We start from the raw sequence: 18,585 nt of genomic DNA on the forward strand, positions 1-18,585 counted from the left end.
GTTATTCCATTCCTTTTTTTGTCATACTTTCTTTCAATTTCTCATGTTCTTCTTTTAATTTTATGTAATCGTGTATGACGTTTACCGCCGTCAATACCGCTAGTCTACTCGTGTCAAGCGAAGGATTCTTGGCATTGAGTTCGCGCATTTTATCATCCACAATCGCTGCTACCATGCGGATATGACTTGTACTTTCATCGCCAACAACTGAATATTGCTGACCATAGATTTCTACATTAATTCGACTTTTCTTTCCCTTTTGTTGTGACAACTCACCGGCCTCCAATCACGTACAGAATCCTAAAGTTTATCATACCATGAACCTTCATAATATGGAAACAGAAAGAACAATCCGATATGATAAAAATAACAATATAAAAAAAGGGGCGACCATTATGTCAAATTCTATCGTAATTCAAACAAATTCTACAGTAATTGAAGACATGAAACAACAATATAAACATTCGCTTAGCCCAAAAACTCCGCAAGGCGGGATCTTCATGGCAAAGGTACCATCTTGCACGATTACAGCGTATAAATCTGGAAAAGTAATGTTCCAAGGAGGCCGCGCTGAAGCAGAAGCTTCTCGTTGGCAAACTGTCTCTCAAACACCGAAAACAGCTGTAAAAAAATCTGTCGATTCCCATCGTTATGCGCCTCCTGCTTCCATCGGTACAATGTCTATTGTAGGGTCTGATGAAGTTGGTACGGGAGATTTCTTTGGACCGATGACAGTCGTTGCTGTATATGTGGATGCAAAGCAAATTCCACTACTAAAAGAACTTGGTGTAAAAGACTCTAAAAACTTAAATGACGATCAAATTACTGCCATTGCGAAACAACTTCTACACGTTGTTCCTTATAGCTCTCTTGTCCTTCATAACGAAAAATATAACGAGCTATTTGATAAAGGAAACAACCAAGGTAAGTTAAAAGCTTTACTACACAATAAAGCTATTACAAACTTATTAGCTAAAATGGCACCTACAAAACCTGAAGGCGTCTTAATCGATCAATTCACACAACCTGATACATACTATAAATATTTAGCAAAACAAAAACAGGTACAGCGTGAAAATGTTTACTTCGCTACGAAAGGTGAAAGTGTTCATTTAGCTGTTGCCGCCGCTTCCATTTTAGCTCGCTACTCATTCGTAAAACAGTTTGACGAACTAAGTAAAAAAGCTGGTATGCCACTTCCAAAAGGTGCTGGTAAACAAGTTGATATCGCTGCTGCTAAATTAATTCAAAAGCTTGGTAAAGAACGATTACCTGAGTTTGTGAAACTGCATTTCGCTAATACGGAGAAGGCGATTCGCTTATTAAAATAGTATCGACAAAAACAGGAGCCTACAAACTCCTGTTTTTTGTTTCACCCTACTATTGTCCTTATAGTTTTGTTATAATTATAATATACAGATTATTCTAAAATAGGAGGAGATCCCCATTGCTACTTCTACAAATGATTCTAAATATTTTACTAGGCGATCCACACGAAAGACAGTTTGAAATTAGGGAAAACATTCAGCTACTAAGTGAACAACGAGCGTTCAACGATTTAATAGAGCGTTATGGTCGCTCTTTCTTATTAAACTTTCGGATTCGAAGATTTATCGGGAAACACGATGCTCGCTCGTTAATACATAATCCAGCAAAACTACAACACTTCTGTGAGGAACTTGAATGTATGATTAGAAAAAGGAGGTTTTTCATATGAACGCTGTAAAAGTTAAAAAGATATTATATATTTTCGTACACCTCGTAGGCCCACTTTCTTACTTCACTATTTCTACCATTTGAGGAGCTTTTTTCACTACTAAATCCACATTCGAAAATATATCTGATAATCTTGGCGTGATGGCCATCTATTACGTGTTCATGAGTTTACTGTGGTTTTTCTATTTAGATCGATTAGGCAAAGACATAAATAAGATTACAAAAGAAATTAACGATAAGAAGATGTAATACATGAAAAAAGGAGAGTCGCCAAGACTCTCCTTTTTTATGTTAGCTTCGTTTCTGCTTCTTATTTGATGAAGGTACTTTATGTGAACCTGTTTCATGTGTCGTCGTTCCTTGTCCTTCTACTTCTGGAGAACCTAGGCCCGATCTTGAATGATCTTTTTTCACTTTTTTACTCATTTATATTCACCCCTTCGCGTTACTTTTTGCTACAGGGTAATAAACTATGCAAAAGAAAAAGCGAGAGGAAATCCTCTCGCTTTTTTCACATTTTAGAACTCAGAAGAACCTGGAGTTCTTGGGAATGGAATTACGTCACGGATGTTAGCCATGCCAGTGATGTACATTAGGAAGCGCTCGAAACCTAGACCGAATCCAGCGTGTTTTGTACCGCCGTATTTTCTAAGTTCTAAGTACCACCAGTAATCCTCTTCGTTCATACCTAATTCTTTAATTCTGTCTACTAAAACGTCCATTCTTTCTTCACGTTGGCTTCCGCCGATTAATTCGCCGATGCCAGGAACTAGAAGGTCAGTAGCAGCTACTGTTTTACCGTCTTCATTTAAACGCATGTAGAATGCTTTAATGTCTTTCGGATAGTCAGTTACGAATACAGGGCGTTTGAAGATTTCTTCTGATAAGTATCTTTCGTGCTCTGTTTGTAAGTCAATTCCCCATTCTACTGGGTATTTGAAATCAGCACCTGATTCTTGAAGCACTTTAATTGCTTCTGTATAAGTGATGCGACCGAAGTCAGAGTTAATTACGTTGTTCATGCGCTCAAGAACTGTTTTATCAACGAAGCTGTTGAAGAATTCCATTTCTTCTGGTGCATGCTCTAATACGTATTTCATTGCATATTTCAGCATATCTTCTGTAAGGTTCATTACGTCCCCTAGTTCAGCGAATGCAATCTCAGGCTCAACCATCCAGAACTCAGCAGCGTGGCGAGTTGTGTTTGAGTTTTCCGCACGGAATGTAGGTCCGAATGTGTATACATCACGGAATGCTAATGCATAAGCTTCAGCGTTCAGCTGTCCACTTACTGTTAAGTTTGTTTCTTTACCGAAGAAGTCTTTTGACTCATCAACTTTTCCGTCTTCACCTTTTGGTAGGTTATTTAAATCTTGCGTTGTTACGCGGAACATTTCGCCAGCACCTTCTGTATCACTACCAGTGATGATAGGTGTATGAACATGTACGAATCCACGCTCTTGGAAGAATTGGTGAATCGCAAATGCTGCGATAGAACGTACGCGGAACGTTGCAGAGAATGCATTTGTTCTTGGACGTAAGTGAGCGATTGTACGTAAGTATTCAAATGTATGACGCTTCTTTTGAAGTGGGTAATCAGAATCTGATAAGCCCTCGATATCAATTTTTTCTGCTTTAATTTCAAATGGTTGCTTCGCTCCAGGCGTTGCAATTACTTTACCTTCTACTTTAACTGAAGAGCTAAGTGGAAGTTTTGCAATTTCTTTGAAGTTCTCTAATTCTGTATCGAAAACGATTTGAACGCTTTTGAAGAAGCTACCGTCGTTTAATTCGATGAAACCAAATGCTTTTGAATCACGTAAGTTACGAATCCACCCTGATACTTGTACTGTTTGATCTGCATACTTTTCTGTATCTCTATACAGACTTTTTACTAATGTGTTTTCCATAGTGAAATTCTCCTTTGCTCATATATTTAAATACAAAAAAACCTTTCATCCATAAAGGGACGAAAGGTTAAACTTCGCGGTACCACCCAATTTGTCATAAAGACCAACTTTAACTCGTATGTAATACATACTTCCCGGTTTGTAACAGGCCGGATTCCCGTCTAAGTCTACTCTTGAATACAAGATTCAATTTCGGTTAGCAACTCCAAGGTGTTCTTCACATATACCGCCTCATCAGGCTCTCACCGTCCCTGACTCGCTTTGGATTATAGTATATACTACTTTTCCTTATCATCGTCTTTCATTTTGTTAAACTAAAATTAATGTACTACATTCGAGAGAAAGATGCAAGGTGTCGGAAAATATATGAGCGATTTTTGTAATATATCGACTTACCGACAGTGTCCGACAACTAACCCAATAAAAAAATTGCCGGAATATATCCGGCAATTTTCTAATTACTTACGTAACTCCGCACCGAATTTCTCTTCTACCGTTGTTAGTACACGGTTATGTGCTTCTGTTACTTCTTCGTCTGTTAATGTACGTTCTGCATCGAAGTAAGTCATAGAGAATGCAAGTGATTTCTTGCCTTCTTCCATTTTTTCACCTTCGTATAAGTCGAATAGTGTTACGTCTTTCAGAAGTTCTCCGCCAGCTTCAGCAATGACTTGCTTCATTTCACCAGCTTTTGTTTCTTTTGTTACTACAACAGCCATGTCACGTGTCATAGATGGGAAACGTGGAATTGCTGCGTAGTAAGTTTCTTCAGCGTCTGCACCGAATACTTTTACAAGAGATAATTCAAATACGAATGTATTTTTCACATCTAATTGTTTTTCTGCTTCTGGGTGCAATTGACCGATGAAACCAATTACTTCGCCATCTAATACGATGTCAGCTGTACGGCCTGGGTGCATACCTTCGCGTTTTGCTGGTGCATATGTGATTTGGTTTGCAACGCCAAGTACGTCGAATAGTCCTTCTAGTACACCTTTCACAACGAAGAAGTCTACTACTTTCTTCTCACCTTGCCATGCATGGTGAAGAGCAAGACCTGTCATAACACCTGCAAGATGTTGTTCTTCTTTCGGAAGTTCTCCTTCTTCTGTCGGTAAGAAGATAGAACCTACTTCGTATAAAGCAACGCTGTCGTTTTTACGAGCGACATTGTATGAAACTGCTTCTAGTAATTGCGGTACTAAGCTTAAACGAAGTTGGCTACGTTCTTCACTCATTGGAAGCGCAAGACCTACAGGCGCCTTTTCGTTTGGCTCAACCATATATTGTTTCGCTTTGTCAGCGCTTGTTAATGAATACGTGATTGCTTCATATAAACCAGCACCCTCTAAGAAGCGGCGTACTTTACGACGTTTCGTTTGTGCTGATGTTAATTTACCACGAGTCATCGTTCCAGAAGGTAATGTAACTGGAATGTGGTCATAACCGTATAGACGGCCCACTTCTTCTACTAAGTCTTCTGAAATTGTAATATCAGGACGACGTGCTGGTACATTCACGTGGAATGTTCCTTCTACTTCTGTGAATGGGAATTTCAAGTTTGTGAACATTGTACCCATTTCACTCGCAGAAATATTTGTACCTAATACACGGTTTACTTTTTCAGCAGTAACAGATACTGTACGCTCTTGTACTTGTAAGTTGTCAGCTTCTACTACACCTTCAAGTGCTTCACCGCCAGCATATTTCGCCATTAAAGCAGCTGCGTGTTGAATTGCTTCAAATGTACGTGTTGGGTCGATTCCTTTTTCGAAACGTGCACTTGATTCACTACGAAGACCTAAGTCTTTTGATGTACGACGTACTGTTTGACCTGCAAAATATGCAGACTCAATTAGAACGTTTACTGTCTCATTTGTAACTTCAGAATCCGCCCCGCCCATTACACCAGCAACAGCTAAAGCTTTCGTGCCGTTTGTAATTACAAGGTGGTGGCTTTGTAATGTACGCTCTTGATCATCTAACGTTTCAATTTTTTCGCCTTCTTTTGCAAGACGAACAACGATTTCTTTTGAACCTAATTTATCGTAATCGAATGCATGTAACGGTTGACCGTATTCCATTAAAATGTAGTTTGTAATATCAACTACGTTGCTAATTGGACGAATGCCAGCTGCCATAAGACGAGTTTGCATCCACATTGGTGATGGACCAATCTTTACGTTTTTAACCATTTTTGCAATGTATAATGGGTTTTCTTCTTTCGCTTCTACACTTACAGAAATATAATCAGAAGTTTTTTCTGCTGTTTCTTGTAAGTCGATAGCTGGAAGCTTTACTTCGCGGCCATAAATAGCAGCTACTTCGTAAGCAACACCTAACATGTTTAAGCAATCTGCACGGTTTGGTGTTAAGCCAAGCTCAAGTACTTCATCGTGTAAGTTTAAAATTTCAAGTGCATCTGCACCAACTTCAGCGTCACTTGGGAAGATGAAGATACCATCTGCGTATTCTTTTGAAACTAACTTTCCATCAATACCAAGCTCTTGAAGAGCACAAACCATACCGTGAGAAGCTTCACCGCGTAGTTTTGCTTTTTTGATTTTGAAGTTACCAGGAAGTACAGCTCCAACTTTTGCAACTGGTACTTTTAAACCTTTTGCAATGTTAGCAGCTCCACAAATAATTTGAACTGGCTCTTCTTCACCGATATCGATTAAGCATTTGCTTAATTTATCAGCTTCTGGGTGTTTTTCACATTCTAATACGTGACCAACTACAACACCTTTTACACCTTTATTTAATACTTCAACGCCTTCTACTTCAATACCACTTTTCGTGATTTTATCTGCTAGTTCTTGTGCTGTTACATCTTTAATATCTACATACTCTTGTAACCAACGATATGATACGAACATACTTATCCTCTCCTTCCCTTACGCTCGTTTGAATTGTTGTAAGAAACGTACATCATTTGTATAGAAATGACGAATGTCATCTACTCCGTATTTCAACATTGCGATACGCTCTGCGCCCATACCGAATGCGAAACCTTGATATTCTTTTGAATCATAACCAGCCATTTCAAGTACGTTCGGGTGAACCATACCTGCGCCTAGAATTTCAATCCAGCCAGTTCCTTTACAAGTGCCGCAGCCTTTGCCATGACACATCATACAAGAAATATCCATCTCTACAGATGGCTCTGTGAATGGGAAGAAACTTGGACGAAGACGGATTTCACGATCTTCACCGAACATCTTTTTCACGAATACTTGCAGTGTACCTTTTAAGTCACTCATACGAATGTTTTTATCAATTACAAGACCTTCAATTTGCATGAACTGATGTGAATGCGTCGCATCGTCGTCATCACGGCGATACACTTTACCAGGACAAATAATTTTAATTGGGCCTTTTTCTTTATTATTTTCCATCGTACGTGCTTGCACAGAAGATGTATGTGTACGTAGTAACGTTTCTTCTGTGATGTAGAATGTATCTTGCATATCACGCGCTGGGTGATCTTTCGGTAAGTTTAGTGCTTCGAAGTTGTAGTAGTCTTTTTCTACTTCTGTTCCTTCAGCTACTTCATAACCCATACCGATGAATACATCTTCAATTTGCTCAACAACAGCCGTTAACGGATGGTGACAACCTGTTTCAACAGGACGACCTGGCAATGTAACATCAATTGTTTCAGTAGCTAATTTCGCTTCAATTACTGCTTTTTCTAAGTTACTAATTTTGTCGTCTAGACGCGTTTGAATCGCTTCACGTACTTCATTTACTAATGCTCCCATACGTGGACGCTCTTCTGCTGATAATTTTCCCATGCCGCGTAATACTTCTGTAATTGGACCTTTTTTTCCTAAATACGCTACGCGTACGTCGTTTAAGCCTTTCAGCTCTTTCGCTTCTTCAATAAGCTCTAACGCTTTTTGCTTTAGCTCTTTTAAACGTGCTTCCATTTTGGAACCCTCCTAATTTTAAAAATAAAAAAACCTCGCTCCCAAAAAGGGACGAGGTAAATTCGCGGTACCACCCTAAATTGACAGAACATGTCTGCCCACTCATTAGTTATAACGATCAATTCTGACCGGAACGCCTTTACATATACATGGTCCTGGCGTCAACTCCAGAGGTGAATTCACTTTCGTCTACCATAAGAATGCTTTCAGTCTACGACATTCTCTCCCTATATGGCGATTTTGTAAGCTACTCTTCTCTATCAACGTTTTTCGTTATTTAACTTTTAATATAATGTACTTCAACTTATTATAAGAAGTTTTTTATTTGTTCGCAACCGGGCTTTGCAAATAATACGTTAAAATCCCTGCTGCAACCGCAACATTTAATGATTCTGCCCCGCCGTAAATCGGAATATACAAGTTTTGATCCGTTTTTGCAAGAATTTCTTGGCGTACGCCATTTCCTTCATTTCCTACAATTAATGCAAAACTGCCAGCCGGCGTTACTTCACCATACGGAACTCCATTTTCAAGAGCTGTTCCATATACAGGAACGTTATTTTCTTTTAACTTGTCTACCCATTCTTCTAAGTTCCCTTTTACAATTGGTAAGTGGAAAATAGAGCCTTGTGTAGAGCGGAGTACTTTACTATTGTAAACATCAACACAACCTTCTCCAAGCACAACGGCGTGAATACCAGCTGCATCAGCTGTACGAATAATTGTTCCTAAATTACCTGGGTCTTGCAGGCCATCTAATAAAAGGAATTTCCCATCAGTAAGAGCTACTTCTTTCTCATGCTTCTCACAAACAGCAAATACACCTTGCGTCGTTTCTGTTTCACGAAGTATTTTTACAATCGCCTCAGGTACGATGTACATTTCCACATCATTAACTGTCCAATCTTTCGGAAGGTCTGTCTGATCTGAAACGATAAGTTCTGTTACAATTCCTGTCTTCAAAGCTTCCTCGACTAAGTGGAATCCTTCTACAAAAAATAAACCTTTTTTATCGCGTTCTTTTTTCGTTTGCAGCTTTTTCCACTGCTTTACACGCGGATTTTGTACTGAATCAATGTTTTTCATAATATGTATTTCCCTCTCTTCTTGTCTTATCATTATAGCCTATTTTTCATACATATTTACATAAAAAAGAACAAAAACTAACGTCAGTTTCAATTCTGAAGAAGAGGTGAAAGCAATGAGTTTTAATTTACGCGGTGCCGTATTAGCGAATGTATCTGGAAATTCACAAGATCAATTACAAGAAACAATCGTCGATGCAATTCAAAGCGGTGAAGAAAAAATGCTTCCAGGTCTTGGCGTTTTATTTGAAGTCATTTGGAAAAACGCTGATGAAAATGAAAAGCACGAAATGTTAGAAACACTAGAGCAAGGATTAAAAAAATAAGCAATTTGAAAATCACCTTTGCATAAGCTAAGGTGATTTTTTTGCAGAAAAATTTTTTCTTCTCCTAAACATTTCTACTTTACTAACGAACTATGATGGAGTACAATGTTCAAAATACATTTAAACCGATCGATTTTTCTTCATATACACCATAAGATAAAAGGAGTGAATGTTTTATGCACCGTATTACGCTTGAACAAATTTTTAAACACCACATTACACAAAAATACGTAAACCGTTCTGGAATGGTCCACGCGATCGCTGTCGCTTACCATGCGTTTCACCTAGCCAAAAAGCATCACGCCTCAGTCGATGCTGCCACAAAAGCTGGCTTCCTTCATGATATCGGACATCATACGTGGTACACAGGCGGCGAATGGGATTATGACTTATATAAAAAGAATGATATCCATGCAATTAAAGGCGCTGAAAGAGCACATAAATTACTTATTAGATTAGGAGAACATCCAAAACTAGCAAAAGAAATTTCTATTGCAATTCTTCTTCATACAGATTCTTTCTTAGTGGAACAAGAAATTGAAAGAACATCTCTTCAAAATATTATTAAATGGGCAGACGAAGCAGATGAAGAACCGGGCGGAGCGCATCATTATCGAACAATTTCTTATGAAAAAGCACTTAAAGCAATTCAGCAATTAGATCGATTGGTAGAGCGTGAATTGCAAATAGAGCAAGCAAAATTGAATAACAAGACAGAACATAGTTATCAATGAGAAAGAGGCATCACTACAGGGTGATACCTCTTTTATTATTTTATGGAAAATACACCTTTATCCCGCATTAACGAGCAGTAAGACCCCCACCTCGAAATTCAGCAAAGACGAGGAAGTTAGGTGGAGAATCAACTGCCCGTAAAAGCCCGATTGGTGAGGGCTGATAATCAGTGGGGGATGAACCTCCCCAATGATTAAAGTTTCACTTTATATGTAATATTTAAATGTTACATTCAAAAACATCTTACTTTATAATTAAATATGCAAATATAAAAGAGGTGATTTTACAAATGCAACCCGCTACACAGCTTTCTAATGAACAAAAACACTCGATGTCATGGGGACAATTTATTAGCTCTGTTTTATTCGCCTTTTTTGGAACTGGACTTATTACTATGTTCCTCGCAATGCCATTAACAATTTATACAGCAGGTCTTACAGATAAAAAACAAGTTGCCCTGTATGAATCTATTGCAAATACTGCAAGTACCGTATTACAACTAGCTGTATTGTTATTCTTCATTTTTAAATTCGAACCCGCAAAAAAATTACTACTAAAATCTTTTAACTTTAAAACACTGAAAGAATGGCGCACATACGTATACTTACTTCTTTTCTTCGTTATCAACATCATACTCAATTACATCTTGTTAAATTATGTGTTCCAAGACGCAACAAAGCAGCAATCTTCCGCACTAAGCTTAGACGTCTTTAAGCAATATCAAATATTATTACTTCTCAGCTTTGCAATACTCACACCCATTTTTGAAGAACTTATTTTCCGTGGTTTTATACTTCGCTTCTTCTCAGAACGCTTTCCATTTTGGATTGCAGCCATCGTAACAAGTTTCTTCTTCGGTATCGCTCATACATACTCACTTGGGGTAATGGTAATTACTTTCTTTATGGGATTATTAATGGCCATTTTATGTAAAAAAACAAAGTCCATTATTCCAGCTATGTTATTTCATATTATGAATAACATGTTGGCATTCTTGAGTTAAAAAGAGGTATCATCGCGATACCTCTCTTTACTCTTTTATCATAACTTCAAACTCTTCTGCGGTTAGCGTTTTTGATAATCCGTATCGTTATTACCCATTTCCTTCAATTTATATATACTCATTAATAATATCCAAAATAAACCTCATGTAGTAAAATATAACTTAATTCACATAAAGGAGTTTACATATGTTCAGTATTATTTGGATGCTTTTCACGCCACTTCTCTTACTATGCGGGATTGCTGGTGGTATTTTTTTAATAGTAACGGGGATTAAATATCGGAAATTACTCGTTGGTTTAATGGGGCTACTTAGCCTATCCTTTGTCACACTACCTTTTGTTCTTTTAAGTGTAGGGATTCATATCGATACAATTTTCCCGATTCCAACTGCTCTTTACTGGACCCTATTTTCTTTAACTGGATTATTAGCAGGGGTAAGTGGAGTACAAGCCAAAATTAAAAGTATACGTAATATGGGATTCATTATTTTTACCATTGGAATATTAGGTGTTATCTTCTGGGAGCTCATGTCTGTAGGTGATTCATTCTATATATAATATTTTTTAGCAACCTACAAATCGGAGGTAATACAGAAGTGTTTGGAATATTAACTTGGATGATTTTAGCTCTTACTTTAATGTTATGCGCATTTATCGTTGGTATTTTTTTAATTATTTATGGTATTAAATATCATAAATCACTCACTATTATAGCTGGTTTAATTAGCATATTACTTATCGTTGTTCCTATCGTTTGTATAGGTTCTGGAATAGATTTAGAGGGGATGGTTCCAATTTCGGGAACTTTATATTGGTGCTTCTTCTCTTTAGCTGGACTATTAGCTATTATAAGCGGCAGGCAAATATCGAGTATTTGTTCTATGGGGATAATTTTGTTTCTAGCAGGGCTGTGCTCCGTAACTGGTTATCATTTTTTATATCTCACTCTTTAAAAAGACAAAAAAGCAGGGAAATTAATTCCCTGCTTTTCTATTTGGTTTATTGCCTGATTGTAAGAAGAACGATAACACCCAAGCGATACCTGCTAGTATCGTTGCGATTAAGAAGGCATCGTTAATACCGTTAATTGCAGATAGCTTTGAAATTTGTCCATATAATAGTTGTGTGCTCATCGCGTCTCCTGCTTGAGCTGATCCAGCTAAGGCCGCTAAGCTTTGACCCATGCCGTGTACTTTATCAACTAAAATTGGGTTTGATGTTGTTAACATGTTGCCGTAATCAGCTACGTGAGCAGTCGTTTGTTGCGTCATAAGTGTAATTAAAATAGCTGTTCCGATTGAACCCGCTACTTGTCTTGACGTATTTTGCGTTGCTGTACCGTGAGAAATTAATTTCATCGGCAGCGCGTTCATACCAGCTGTCATAATTGGCATCATAATGAATGACATACCAATTGAACGTATAATGTAATCCGTCATAATAACGCTATACGGCGTATCCATCGATAATTTTGTAAATTCATATGTCGCATACGTCGTAATTGCCAATCCAATTATCGCTAATGGACGAATACCATATTTATCGAATAATTTACCCGCTACTGGTCCCATGATCCCCATAATTAATGATCCTGGAAGAAGTAGTAAACCAGATTCAATTGGCGTAAAGCCACGAATGTTTTGCAGATATACTGGAAGCAATAACATACCTCCGAATAATGCCATCGTAACGATTGCATTAATTACTAAAGTAAAAGTAAATACTGGATATTTAAATACTTGTAAATCAAGCATTTTATTGTCCGTTGTTAACTCTCTCCAAATAAATAACGCTAAACCAATTACACCGATAACAAGTGAAATAATGACTTCTGCACTAGTCCAACTATTATTTCCAGCTTCACTAAATCCGTACAATAAGCTTCCTAGTCCAATACTTGAACTAACCACACCGAATATATCTAATTTCGTTTTAGACACCGGCTGAGCTAGTGTAAAGAATTTTAAAGATAGGAACGTAATAATTAAACCAATAATAAACATCGCATAGAACATTAAGTTCCAGCTATAGTTTTCAATCACCCAACCTGTTACAGTTGGTCCGATAGCTGGTGCTAAAATCATCGCTACACCTAGTAATCCCATCGCCGCTCCGCGTTTATGAGGCGGGAATAACGTCATGAAGATATTCATACCAACCGGCATTAAAATACCCGCACCAACTGCTTGAATTACGCGACCTGTCATCATCATTGTAAAGTTTCCTGAAGTAGCACAAATGATAGATCCTACCGTGAAGAATAACATTGCTGCTACAAATAATTTACGATACGTAAATCGTGAAACTAAAAAGGCACTAATCGGTACTAAAATACCATTTACAAGCATGAAGCCTGTAATTAACCATTGTGCTGTTGAAGTTGATACATTAAATTCATTCATTAACGGAGGTAATGCAACGTTAATGATTGTTTGGTTTAAAATAGAAACGAACATGCCGAGAATTAATACAGCTACAACTGCTTTTACGTTCACATTCTCTACAGGCATAGACATTTGTTTTTTCGGCACTTCTTTTTCTTGTTTTACTTCTTCTTGCTTTCCTGTTTCTAACTCAACTACATTAGAAATTTCCGATTCTTGCTTTCGTTCAATTTCTTTCTCTTCTGTTTCAACTTTACTTACTTCTATTTTACTTACGGCTGGGACTTGTTCTTCTCCCATTTTCGTTTTTTTCTTTCGTAAAAGACGATTTACAAGGAAGAAGACGATTATACAAAATAGTGCATATCCTGCAATTACAATTGAGGACATCTCATCTCCCCCTTACTTATGAATACGAACTGTCACATTCATGCCAGGAACAATATTTACTGATTTGCTATGATCTAAAGAAATTTTAACTGGTACTACTTGTGTTACTTTCGTATAGTTCGCTGTTGCGTTGCTTGATGGCAACATAGAGAATGTATTCGCTGTTGTTAAGCCAACTTGTTCTACTTTTCCTGTTAACGTTGTATCTGGGTATGCATCTACATACACATCTACATCTTGACCTTTTTGAACATCATCAACATCTGTTTCTTCAATGTTTGCTGTTACCCATAAATTGTTCATATCAAATGCATAAGCAATTGGGCTACCCGCTCCAACGAAAGCATTTGTTGTCGCGTTTGATTGTACAACTGTTGCATTTTGTGGAATTGTTACATCTACTGTTTGTTCTCCATTAGCTGCCGCTACAGTAACAGTACCTAATTTATCGTTCTCATTATAATTTTTTCCTACTTCAGCTTTCCAGTCAGTTAGTTTACCTGCTACTGGTGAAGCAACCGGAATTACCTTTCCATCAATCTTTGCATTGTCTGTTTTTAAGTAATTTTCCGTTTGATTGTAATAGTAATAACCGCCAATACCGCCGCCAACTAGTACAATTAATGTGATAATGTTGATAATTACCATTCTTCGAAACTGATTCATTGCATTCCTCTCCTTATATCGCATATAATTTTTTTCTAAACTATTTATGTCCTTATTGTTTAGATTGTTTAATTGTTAATTATATTAACCTTTTAACAAAAAAATCACACCATCTGCAGCGTAAATCGAAACTTCTCTACCTGCGAGCGGTGCTGATTTCTGAAGGACTATCGTTTATAATTATAAATAATTATTTTGAATCTACAACCGACAATTTACGTATGAAATGTCGTTTAAACAACAATATAATACCAATATGTTGTTTAAGTATAGAAAATTAAACGAGGGGAAATAAAAATGTCTATTAAAAATACAAATGATCCACGTGTAAAACGGACGAGACAACTCATACAGGATGCTTTTGTCGCTTTAGTAGGCGAAAAAGGTTTTGAAAATGTAACTGTGCAACATATCGCAGAACGCGCTCCTGTAAACCGCGCTACATTTTATAGCCATTACCACGATAAATATGACTTACTAGACAAAAGCATTGAAGAAATGTTAGAAAAGCTAACTGAAGTAATTAAACCGAGAAATAGAAATAAAGAAGATTTCCAACTAACATTTGATTCGCCACATCCAAGTTTTTTGGCCTTGTTCGAACATATTGCAGAAAACACTAACTTCTATAACGTCATGCTTGGTGATAAAGCTGCTGGAAACTATACGTATAAGATGATGAAAGCAATTCAAACGCATTTAACATTAAGCCTCTCTATTTCACAACCTAACGATGAAAAACTAATGGTTCCACGCGATATTCTCATTAGTTATGTTACTGGTGCCCACCTAGGAATGATTATGTCATGGCTAAAAAGAGGGATGATATATACCCCGCATTTTATGGCGATGCAATTAACTCGTTTAATTATTTTAGGGGCTCATACTGCTGCAGGATTAGAAAGGCCTTTTTAAAACATAAAAAAGCGAAGGAGAAGCTCCTTCGCTTTTTCTATTAATTAAATGTAATGTTATGTACAGCCTCTTTATCAAGACGTTTAATAACTTCTACAATTAACTTCACTGCATTTTCATAATCATCACGATGTAACATTGCCGCATGAGAATGGATATAGCGCGTTGCAATTGTAATTGCCATAGAAGGAATACCATTTACAGCAATGTGAATCGCACCCGCATCCGTTCCTCCGCCTGCTACTGAATCATATTGATACGGGATTTGTAATTCATCAGCAACATCAACTACGAAATCACGTAAACCTGTATGTCCAATAACAGAAGCATCATATAAAATGATTTGTGGTCCATCGCCCATTTTACTTTGTGCTTCTTTTGACGTTACACCCGGTGTATCTCCAGCGATACCAACATCTACTGCGAACGCGATATCTGGTTTAATATAATTCGCAGATGTTTTTGCGCCACGAAGACCAACTTCTTCTTGTACAGTTCCAACGCCATATACAACATTTGGATGCTTTTCATCTTTTAATTGTTTTAATACGTCAATTGCAATTGCACAACCGATTCGGTTATCCCATGCTTTTGCAAGTAACATTTTTTCATTCTTCATCACTTGGAATTCAAAGTAAGGTACAACTTGATCTCCTGGTCGTACGCCCCACTCCATCGCTTCTTCTTGGCTAGAAGCACCGATATCGATGAACATGTCTTTAATTTCAACTGGCTTTTTACGAGCTTCTGGAGGTAAAATGTGCGGTGGTTTTGAACCAATTACACCTGTTACATCTCCTTTACGCGTTACAATCGTCACGCGTTGCGCAAGCATAACTTGTGACCACCAGCCACCAACCGTTTGGAAGCGAAGGAAACCTTTGTCATCGATTTGTGTAATCATAAATCCAACTTCATCTAAATGACCTGCAACCATAATTTTCGGGCCGTTTTCTTCCCCTACTTTTTTCGCAACTAAACTCCCTAAATTATCAGTAGAAAGTTCGTCCGCAAACGGCTCAATATATTTCTTCATTACTTCACGTGGTTCACGCTCATTACCAGCAATACCACGTGCATCTGTTAATTCTTTTAGCATTGTCAATGTCGCGTCTAATTTTGTCATTGCCAACACCCTCCTTTTTCTTCAGTCAATTCATTATACAATAATTAAATTGAAATATTCAAAAATTAAATTAGTATCCTTGTGTTTGACGCTGATGATTTACTTCATTTTTATCTAAATATGCTTTTTCAATCTCTTCTTGTTCAAATTCAAGTGCTTGTCCAAGTCGAAGATAGCTCGTAAATAATTCAATATAGTTTGTAATAGATGGTTGATCTGTAAAACGAATTACTTTCGCATATGTGTCTAAGAAAATTTCCACTTGTGTTTTATTCGTCTGTGCACATTTATAAAATAGGAAGTTTTTATCAATACCTAAATCAATTCCGATTGATAAAATAAAATGCAAACCATCTACGTATTCTTCTAATATTACTTCACGTTCTGATGCTGGTTTGTTGCTCCAATATTTAAAACAACGTGTTTCATTTGCAAGTTCTCCAATTTCTACAAGAAGAGCTAGCATTTTTTCTTTTAACAATTTTTTCGGTTGTAAGTCATGTTCTTTTGCAATACGGTCATCTAATTCTTTTTGTAATTTAAATAGTTGTAGTAAGTCCATTCTATTGTCCTCCTCCAACATCGCATTTTACGCAACAATGTTGTTTCATCTCAAAGTTCATTATTATGTTTCAGTTCTTATGAATAAGTCAGCTATCTAACTCTTTATAAAATAGCTTGTCCTTAATTTACAAATACGTTTCAGTCATCGCTCTTAAATTGTTCATCTGATGAAAGTTCCATATCATCTTTCCATTATAGCAGTGTCGTTTCAGCTAGGAAAGATACTCTTCTTTCCAAACGAGCAGAATTGAAAAAAGCCAGGAGTATTCTCCTGACTTCATATGTATATTCTTCTATACTGCTATAACTTTTATATTGATTTTGTCATATTGATAACAACATAGCCGTTAATCTTTAGAATTTCTTTTCACTTCTAACTTCTCTTTGAATACAAATAAAAAAACCTTAGAAGAAAATTCTTCTAAGGTTTCAACTAATTAATTAGTTAATGTTGTTTTTTGCAACTGTTGCTAATTCAGCGAAAGCTTTTTCGTCATGAACAGCTAAGTCAGCAAGCATCTTGCGGTTAACTTCGATGCCAGCATTTTTAAGACCGTGCATTAAGCGGCTGTAAGAAAGACCATTCATACGAGCTGCTGCGTTGATACGTGTAATCCATAATTTACGGAAGTCACGTTTCTTTTGACGGCGGTCACGGAATGCATACATTAGAGATTTCATAACCTGTTGGTTAGCAACCTTGAATAATGTATTTTTTGAACCGTAGTAACCTTTTGCTAATTTAATTACTTTTTTACGACGTTGACGAGTAACTGTACCACCTTTTACTCTTGGCATAATATTACCTCCTAATTGTTCTATATATCAGCCGAACTTATTTTAAGTTGTCAAGCATTTGACGAATGCGTTTGAAGTCACCAGCGCTTACTACACCAGCTTTACGTAGTTTACGTTTAGCTTTTGTAGATTTGTTAGCGAATAAATGGCTTGTGTAAGCGTGAGAACGTTTCAGTTTACCTGATCCAGTCTTTTTGAAACGCTTTGCAGCGCCGCGATGAGTTTTTTGTTTAGGCATAGGTATTTCCTCCTCTATCTATTACTTATCGTTTTTCGGTGCTAAAACTAAGAACATACTGCGTCCTTCCATTTTAGGCTTAGATTCAACTGTGCTAACTTCAGCACAAGCTTCTGAGAAGCGATCTAAAACACGTTGACCGATTTCTTTATGAGTAATGGCACGTCCTTTAAAGCGAATTGATGCTTTAACCTTGTCGCCTTTCTCTAAAAACTTGATAGCATTACGAAGTTTTGTGTTAAAGTCGTGTTCATCAATTGTTGGACTTAAACGAACTTCTTTCATGCTAATTACTTTTTGATTTTTGCGCTGCTCTTTTTCTTTCTTCTGTTGCTCAAAGCGGAATTTACCGTAGTCCATAATGCGGCATACTGGCGGTTTCGCATTTGGAGCAACTAATACTAAATCAAGATTAAGATTTGCAGCTAAGTCTAAAGCGTCATTACGAGACTTGATTCCAAGTTGATCGCCATTTGCGCCAACTAAACGTACTTCACGTGCACGAATTTGCTCGTTAATCATCATATCCTTGCTAATAGTAAGCCACCTCCAAGGTTTTCTCAGAACATATTTTGTAGTCATAGAACCCGAACAAAAAAAGTGCGGGCATACGACACCCACACTTGTAAAATCTTAAGTAAGAAATACATTTACCTGTTAACTGCGAATGCGTCCATCAGGTGAGAAGCGGGTGCTTCTACTTGTTCCACAAAACAATATTCTATTATCCTTGATGAGTTTATCATAGGACATGACGTCTGTCAAGAAGACGCGATGTGTTTTACTAACAACAAGA

General features: G+C 37.2%; 21 protein-coding genes, 1 pseudogene and 3 other annotated features. Of the genes and pseudogenes, 9 read left to right on the forward strand and 13 right to left on the reverse strand.

Annotated features, from left to right (window positions below; genetic code table 11):
• Position 1 precedes the first annotated feature (1 nt).
• On the reverse strand, positions 2 to 271 hold the full coding sequence (zapA, locus tag ACTL4X_RS22990) for a cell division protein ZapA (RefSeq protein WP_000082701.1): 270 nt from the start codon (positions 269 to 271) through the stop codon (positions 2 to 4).
• Between the two features lie 124 nt (positions 272 to 395).
• Between zapA and rnhC the strand changes: the two genes are divergently transcribed.
• From rnhC to ACTL4X_RS23005, 3 genes and pseudogenes are all read left to right on the forward strand, one after another.
• Positions 396 to 1,331 carry a ribonuclease HIII gene (rnhC, locus tag ACTL4X_RS22995; protein WP_000071590.1) on the forward strand — a complete coding sequence of 312 codons (936 nt, stop codon included), beginning with the start codon at positions 396 to 398 and terminating at the stop codon, positions 1,329 to 1,331.
• Positions 1,332 to 1,447: 116 nt separating this feature from the next.
• Positions 1,448 to 1,717, forward strand: coding sequence for a hypothetical protein (locus ACTL4X_RS23000; RefSeq protein ID WP_000925539.1), 270 nt, complete (start codon positions 1,448 to 1,450; stop codon positions 1,715 to 1,717).
• Positions 1,714 to 1,965 (forward strand): annotated as a pseudogene (locus ACTL4X_RS23005) (hypothetical protein). Before ACTL4X_RS23000 ends, ACTL4X_RS23005 begins: the two are co-directional and overlap by 4 nt.
• Positions 1,966 to 2,007: 42 nt before the next feature.
• Here the strand turns inward: ACTL4X_RS23005 and ACTL4X_RS23010 are convergent.
• The 5 genes from ACTL4X_RS23010 to ACTL4X_RS23030 all read right to left on the reverse strand — a co-directional run bounded on the left by ACTL4X_RS23010 (position 2,008) and on the right by ACTL4X_RS23030 (position 8,677).
• Positions 2,008 to 2,142 carry a YuzL family protein gene (locus ACTL4X_RS23010; protein WP_000039588.1) on the reverse strand — a complete coding sequence of 45 codons (135 nt, stop codon included), beginning with the start codon at positions 2,140 to 2,142 and terminating at the stop codon, positions 2,008 to 2,010.
• Between the two features lie 92 nt (positions 2,143 to 2,234).
• Positions 2,235 to 3,626, reverse strand: coding sequence for an asparagine--tRNA ligase (gene asnS / locus ACTL4X_RS23015; protein WP_000432177.1), 1,392 nt, complete (start codon positions 3,624 to 3,626; stop codon positions 2,235 to 2,237).
• Between the two features lie 52 nt (positions 3,627 to 3,678).
• Positions 3,679 to 3,930, reverse strand: a binding site (T-box leader).
• 154 nt (positions 3,931 to 4,084) lie between these two features.
• Positions 4,085 to 6,505 (reverse strand): phenylalanine--tRNA ligase subunit beta, encoded by a 2,421-nt coding sequence (gene pheT / locus ACTL4X_RS23020; RefSeq protein ID WP_000498186.1) that lies wholly within the window; start codon positions 6,503 to 6,505, stop codon positions 4,085 to 4,087.
• 18 nt (positions 6,506 to 6,523) lie between these two features.
• Entirely contained in the window at positions 6,524 to 7,558 is a 1,035-nt protein-coding gene (gene pheS, locus ACTL4X_RS23025) for a phenylalanine--tRNA ligase subunit alpha (protein ID WP_000388219.1), read from the reverse strand.
• A gap of 44 nt (positions 7,559 to 7,602) precedes the next feature.
• Positions 7,603 to 7,831 (reverse strand) — a binding site (T-box leader).
• 48 nt (positions 7,832 to 7,879) lie between these two features.
• A complete protein-coding gene (locus ACTL4X_RS23030; RefSeq protein WP_002026395.1) occupies positions 7,880 to 8,677 on the reverse strand; it encodes a TrmH family RNA methyltransferase in 798 nt (265 codons plus the stop codon).
• 82 nt (positions 8,678 to 8,759) lie between these two features.
• On the opposite strand from ACTL4X_RS23030, the gene sspI reads away from it, so the two are divergent.
• The 5 genes from sspI to ACTL4X_RS23055 all read left to right on the forward strand — a co-directional run bounded on the left by sspI (position 8,760) and on the right by ACTL4X_RS23055 (position 11,661).
• Positions 8,760 to 8,969: a small acid-soluble spore protein SspI gene (gene sspI / locus ACTL4X_RS23035; protein ID WP_000009509.1), complete on the forward strand. Its 210-nt coding sequence runs from the start codon at positions 8,760 to 8,762 to the stop codon at positions 8,967 to 8,969.
• Positions 8,970 to 9,145: 176 nt separating this feature from the next.
• Entirely contained in the window at positions 9,146 to 9,703 is a 558-nt protein-coding gene (locus ACTL4X_RS23040) for an HD domain-containing protein (protein ID WP_000554786.1), read from the forward strand.
• Between the two features lie 290 nt (positions 9,704 to 9,993).
• Positions 9,994 to 10,707, forward strand: coding sequence for a CPBP family intramembrane glutamic endopeptidase (locus ACTL4X_RS23045; RefSeq protein ID WP_001182108.1), 714 nt, complete (start codon positions 9,994 to 9,996; stop codon positions 10,705 to 10,707).
• A 187-nt stretch (positions 10,708 to 10,894) separates the two neighbouring features.
• On the forward strand, positions 10,895 to 11,266 hold the full coding sequence (locus tag ACTL4X_RS23050) for a hypothetical protein (RefSeq protein ID WP_000491395.1): 372 nt from the start codon (positions 10,895 to 10,897) through the stop codon (positions 11,264 to 11,266).
• Between the two features lie 38 nt (positions 11,267 to 11,304).
• On the forward strand, positions 11,305 to 11,661 hold the full coding sequence (locus ACTL4X_RS23055; protein WP_000467057.1) for a hypothetical protein: 357 nt from the start codon (positions 11,305 to 11,307) through the stop codon (positions 11,659 to 11,661).
• Between the two features lie 21 nt (positions 11,662 to 11,682).
• On the opposite strand, the gene ACTL4X_RS23060 is transcribed toward ACTL4X_RS23055, so the two are convergent.
• Both ACTL4X_RS23060 and ACTL4X_RS23065 read right to left on the reverse strand, forming a co-directional pair.
• A complete protein-coding gene (locus ACTL4X_RS23060) occupies positions 11,683 to 13,482 on the reverse strand; it encodes a DHA2 family efflux MFS transporter permease subunit (RefSeq protein ID WP_000095295.1) in 1,800 nt (599 codons plus the stop codon).
• A gap of 12 nt (positions 13,483 to 13,494) precedes the next feature.
• Positions 13,495 to 14,148 (reverse strand): HlyD family secretion protein, encoded by a 654-nt coding sequence (locus ACTL4X_RS23065; protein WP_001071419.1) that lies wholly within the window; start codon positions 14,146 to 14,148, stop codon positions 13,495 to 13,497.
• A 297-nt stretch (positions 14,149 to 14,445) separates the two neighbouring features.
• Between ACTL4X_RS23065 and ACTL4X_RS23070 the strand changes: the two genes are divergently transcribed.
• Positions 14,446 to 15,063 carry a TetR/AcrR family transcriptional regulator gene (locus tag ACTL4X_RS23070; RefSeq protein WP_000023672.1) on the forward strand — a complete coding sequence of 206 codons (618 nt, stop codon included), beginning with the start codon at positions 14,446 to 14,448 and terminating at the stop codon, positions 15,061 to 15,063.
• Positions 15,064 to 15,103: 40 nt separating this feature from the next.
• Here ACTL4X_RS23070 and ACTL4X_RS23075 read toward each other — a convergent pair whose 3' ends face one another.
• From ACTL4X_RS23075 to infC, 5 genes are all read right to left on the reverse strand, one after another.
• Positions 15,104 to 16,189: a M42 family metallopeptidase gene (locus ACTL4X_RS23075; protein WP_000163555.1), complete on the reverse strand. Its 1,086-nt coding sequence runs from the start codon at positions 16,187 to 16,189 to the stop codon at positions 15,104 to 15,106.
• 70 nt (positions 16,190 to 16,259) lie between these two features.
• A complete protein-coding gene (locus tag ACTL4X_RS23080; RefSeq protein ID WP_000365050.1) occupies positions 16,260 to 16,751 on the reverse strand; it encodes a dUTP diphosphatase in 492 nt (163 codons plus the stop codon).
• Positions 16,752 to 17,194: 443 nt separating this feature from the next.
• Entirely contained in the window at positions 17,195 to 17,551 is a 357-nt protein-coding gene (gene rplT / locus ACTL4X_RS23085; protein ID WP_001138362.1) for a 50S ribosomal protein L20, read from the reverse strand.
• Between the two features lie 37 nt (positions 17,552 to 17,588).
• Positions 17,589 to 17,789: a 50S ribosomal protein L35 gene (gene rpmI, locus ACTL4X_RS23090; RefSeq protein ID WP_001125945.1), complete on the reverse strand. Its 201-nt coding sequence runs from the start codon at positions 17,787 to 17,789 to the stop codon at positions 17,589 to 17,591.
• Positions 17,790 to 17,810: 21 nt separating this feature from the next.
• Complete coding sequence (gene infC / locus ACTL4X_RS23095) at positions 17,811 to 18,314, reverse strand: translation initiation factor IF-3 (protein WP_000973215.1); 504 nt, start codon at positions 18,312 to 18,314, stop codon at positions 17,811 to 17,813.
• 63 nt (positions 18,315 to 18,377) lie between these two features.
• Positions 18,378 to 18,498 (reverse strand) — a sequence feature (ribosomal protein L20 leader region).
• Positions 18,499 to 18,585: the final 87 nt, after the last annotated feature.

Source organism: Bacillus sp. RE35, assembly GCF_052146655.1.
Taxonomy (GTDB): domain Bacteria; phylum Bacillota; class Bacilli; order Bacillales; family Bacillaceae_G; genus Bacillus_A; species Bacillus_A cereus.

Excerpts from the sequence above, each read along its gene's own strand:
- rnhC (WP_000071590.1), top strand. The coding sequence starts at position 396 with ATGTCAAATTCTATCGTAATTCAAACAAATTCTACAGTAATTGAAGAC.
- ACTL4X_RS23010 (WP_000039588.1), bottom strand. The coding sequence starts at position 2,142 with ATGAGTAAAAAAGTGAAAAAAGATCATTCAAGATCGGGCCTAGGTTCT.
- asnS (WP_000432177.1), bottom strand. The coding sequence starts at position 3,626 with ATGGAAAACACATTAGTAAAAAGTCTGTATAGAGATACAGAAAAGTAT.
- pheT (WP_000498186.1), bottom strand. The coding sequence starts at position 6,505 with ATGTTCGTATCATATCGTTGGTTACAAGAGTATGTAGATATTAAAGAT.
- pheS (WP_000388219.1), bottom strand. The coding sequence starts at position 7,558 with ATGGAAGCACGTTTAAAAGAGCTAAAGCAAAAAGCGTTAGAGCTTATT.
- ACTL4X_RS23030 (WP_002026395.1), bottom strand. The coding sequence starts at position 8,677 with ATGATAAGACAAGAAGAGAGGGAAATACATATTATGAAAAACATTGAT.
- sspI (WP_000009509.1), top strand. The coding sequence starts at position 8,760 with ATGAGTTTTAATTTACGCGGTGCCGTATTAGCGAATGTATCTGGAAAT.
- ACTL4X_RS23040 (WP_000554786.1), top strand. The coding sequence starts at position 9,146 with ATGCACCGTATTACGCTTGAACAAATTTTTAAACACCACATTACACAA.
- ACTL4X_RS23045 (WP_001182108.1), top strand. The coding sequence starts at position 9,994 with ATGCAACCCGCTACACAGCTTTCTAATGAACAAAAACACTCGATGTCA.
- ACTL4X_RS23050 (WP_000491395.1), top strand. The coding sequence starts at position 10,895 with ATGTTCAGTATTATTTGGATGCTTTTCACGCCACTTCTCTTACTATGC.
- ACTL4X_RS23060 (WP_000095295.1), bottom strand. The coding sequence starts at position 13,482 with ATGTCCTCAATTGTAATTGCAGGATATGCACTATTTTGTATAATCGTC.
- ACTL4X_RS23065 (WP_001071419.1), bottom strand. The coding sequence starts at position 14,148 with ATGAATCAGTTTCGAAGAATGGTAATTATCAACATTATCACATTAATT.
- ACTL4X_RS23070 (WP_000023672.1), top strand. The coding sequence starts at position 14,446 with ATGTCTATTAAAAATACAAATGATCCACGTGTAAAACGGACGAGACAA.
- ACTL4X_RS23075 (WP_000163555.1), bottom strand. The coding sequence starts at position 16,189 with ATGACAAAATTAGACGCGACATTGACAATGCTAAAAGAATTAACAGAT.
- ACTL4X_RS23080 (WP_000365050.1), bottom strand. The coding sequence starts at position 16,751 with ATGGACTTACTACAACTATTTAAATTACAAAAAGAATTAGATGACCGT.
- rplT (WP_001138362.1), bottom strand. The coding sequence starts at position 17,551 with ATGCCAAGAGTAAAAGGTGGTACAGTTACTCGTCAACGTCGTAAAAAA.
- rpmI (WP_001125945.1), bottom strand. The coding sequence starts at position 17,789 with ATGCCTAAACAAAAAACTCATCGCGGCGCTGCAAAGCGTTTCAAAAAG.
- infC (WP_000973215.1), bottom strand. The coding sequence starts at position 18,314 with ATGATGATTAACGAGCAAATTCGTGCACGTGAAGTACGTTTAGTTGGC.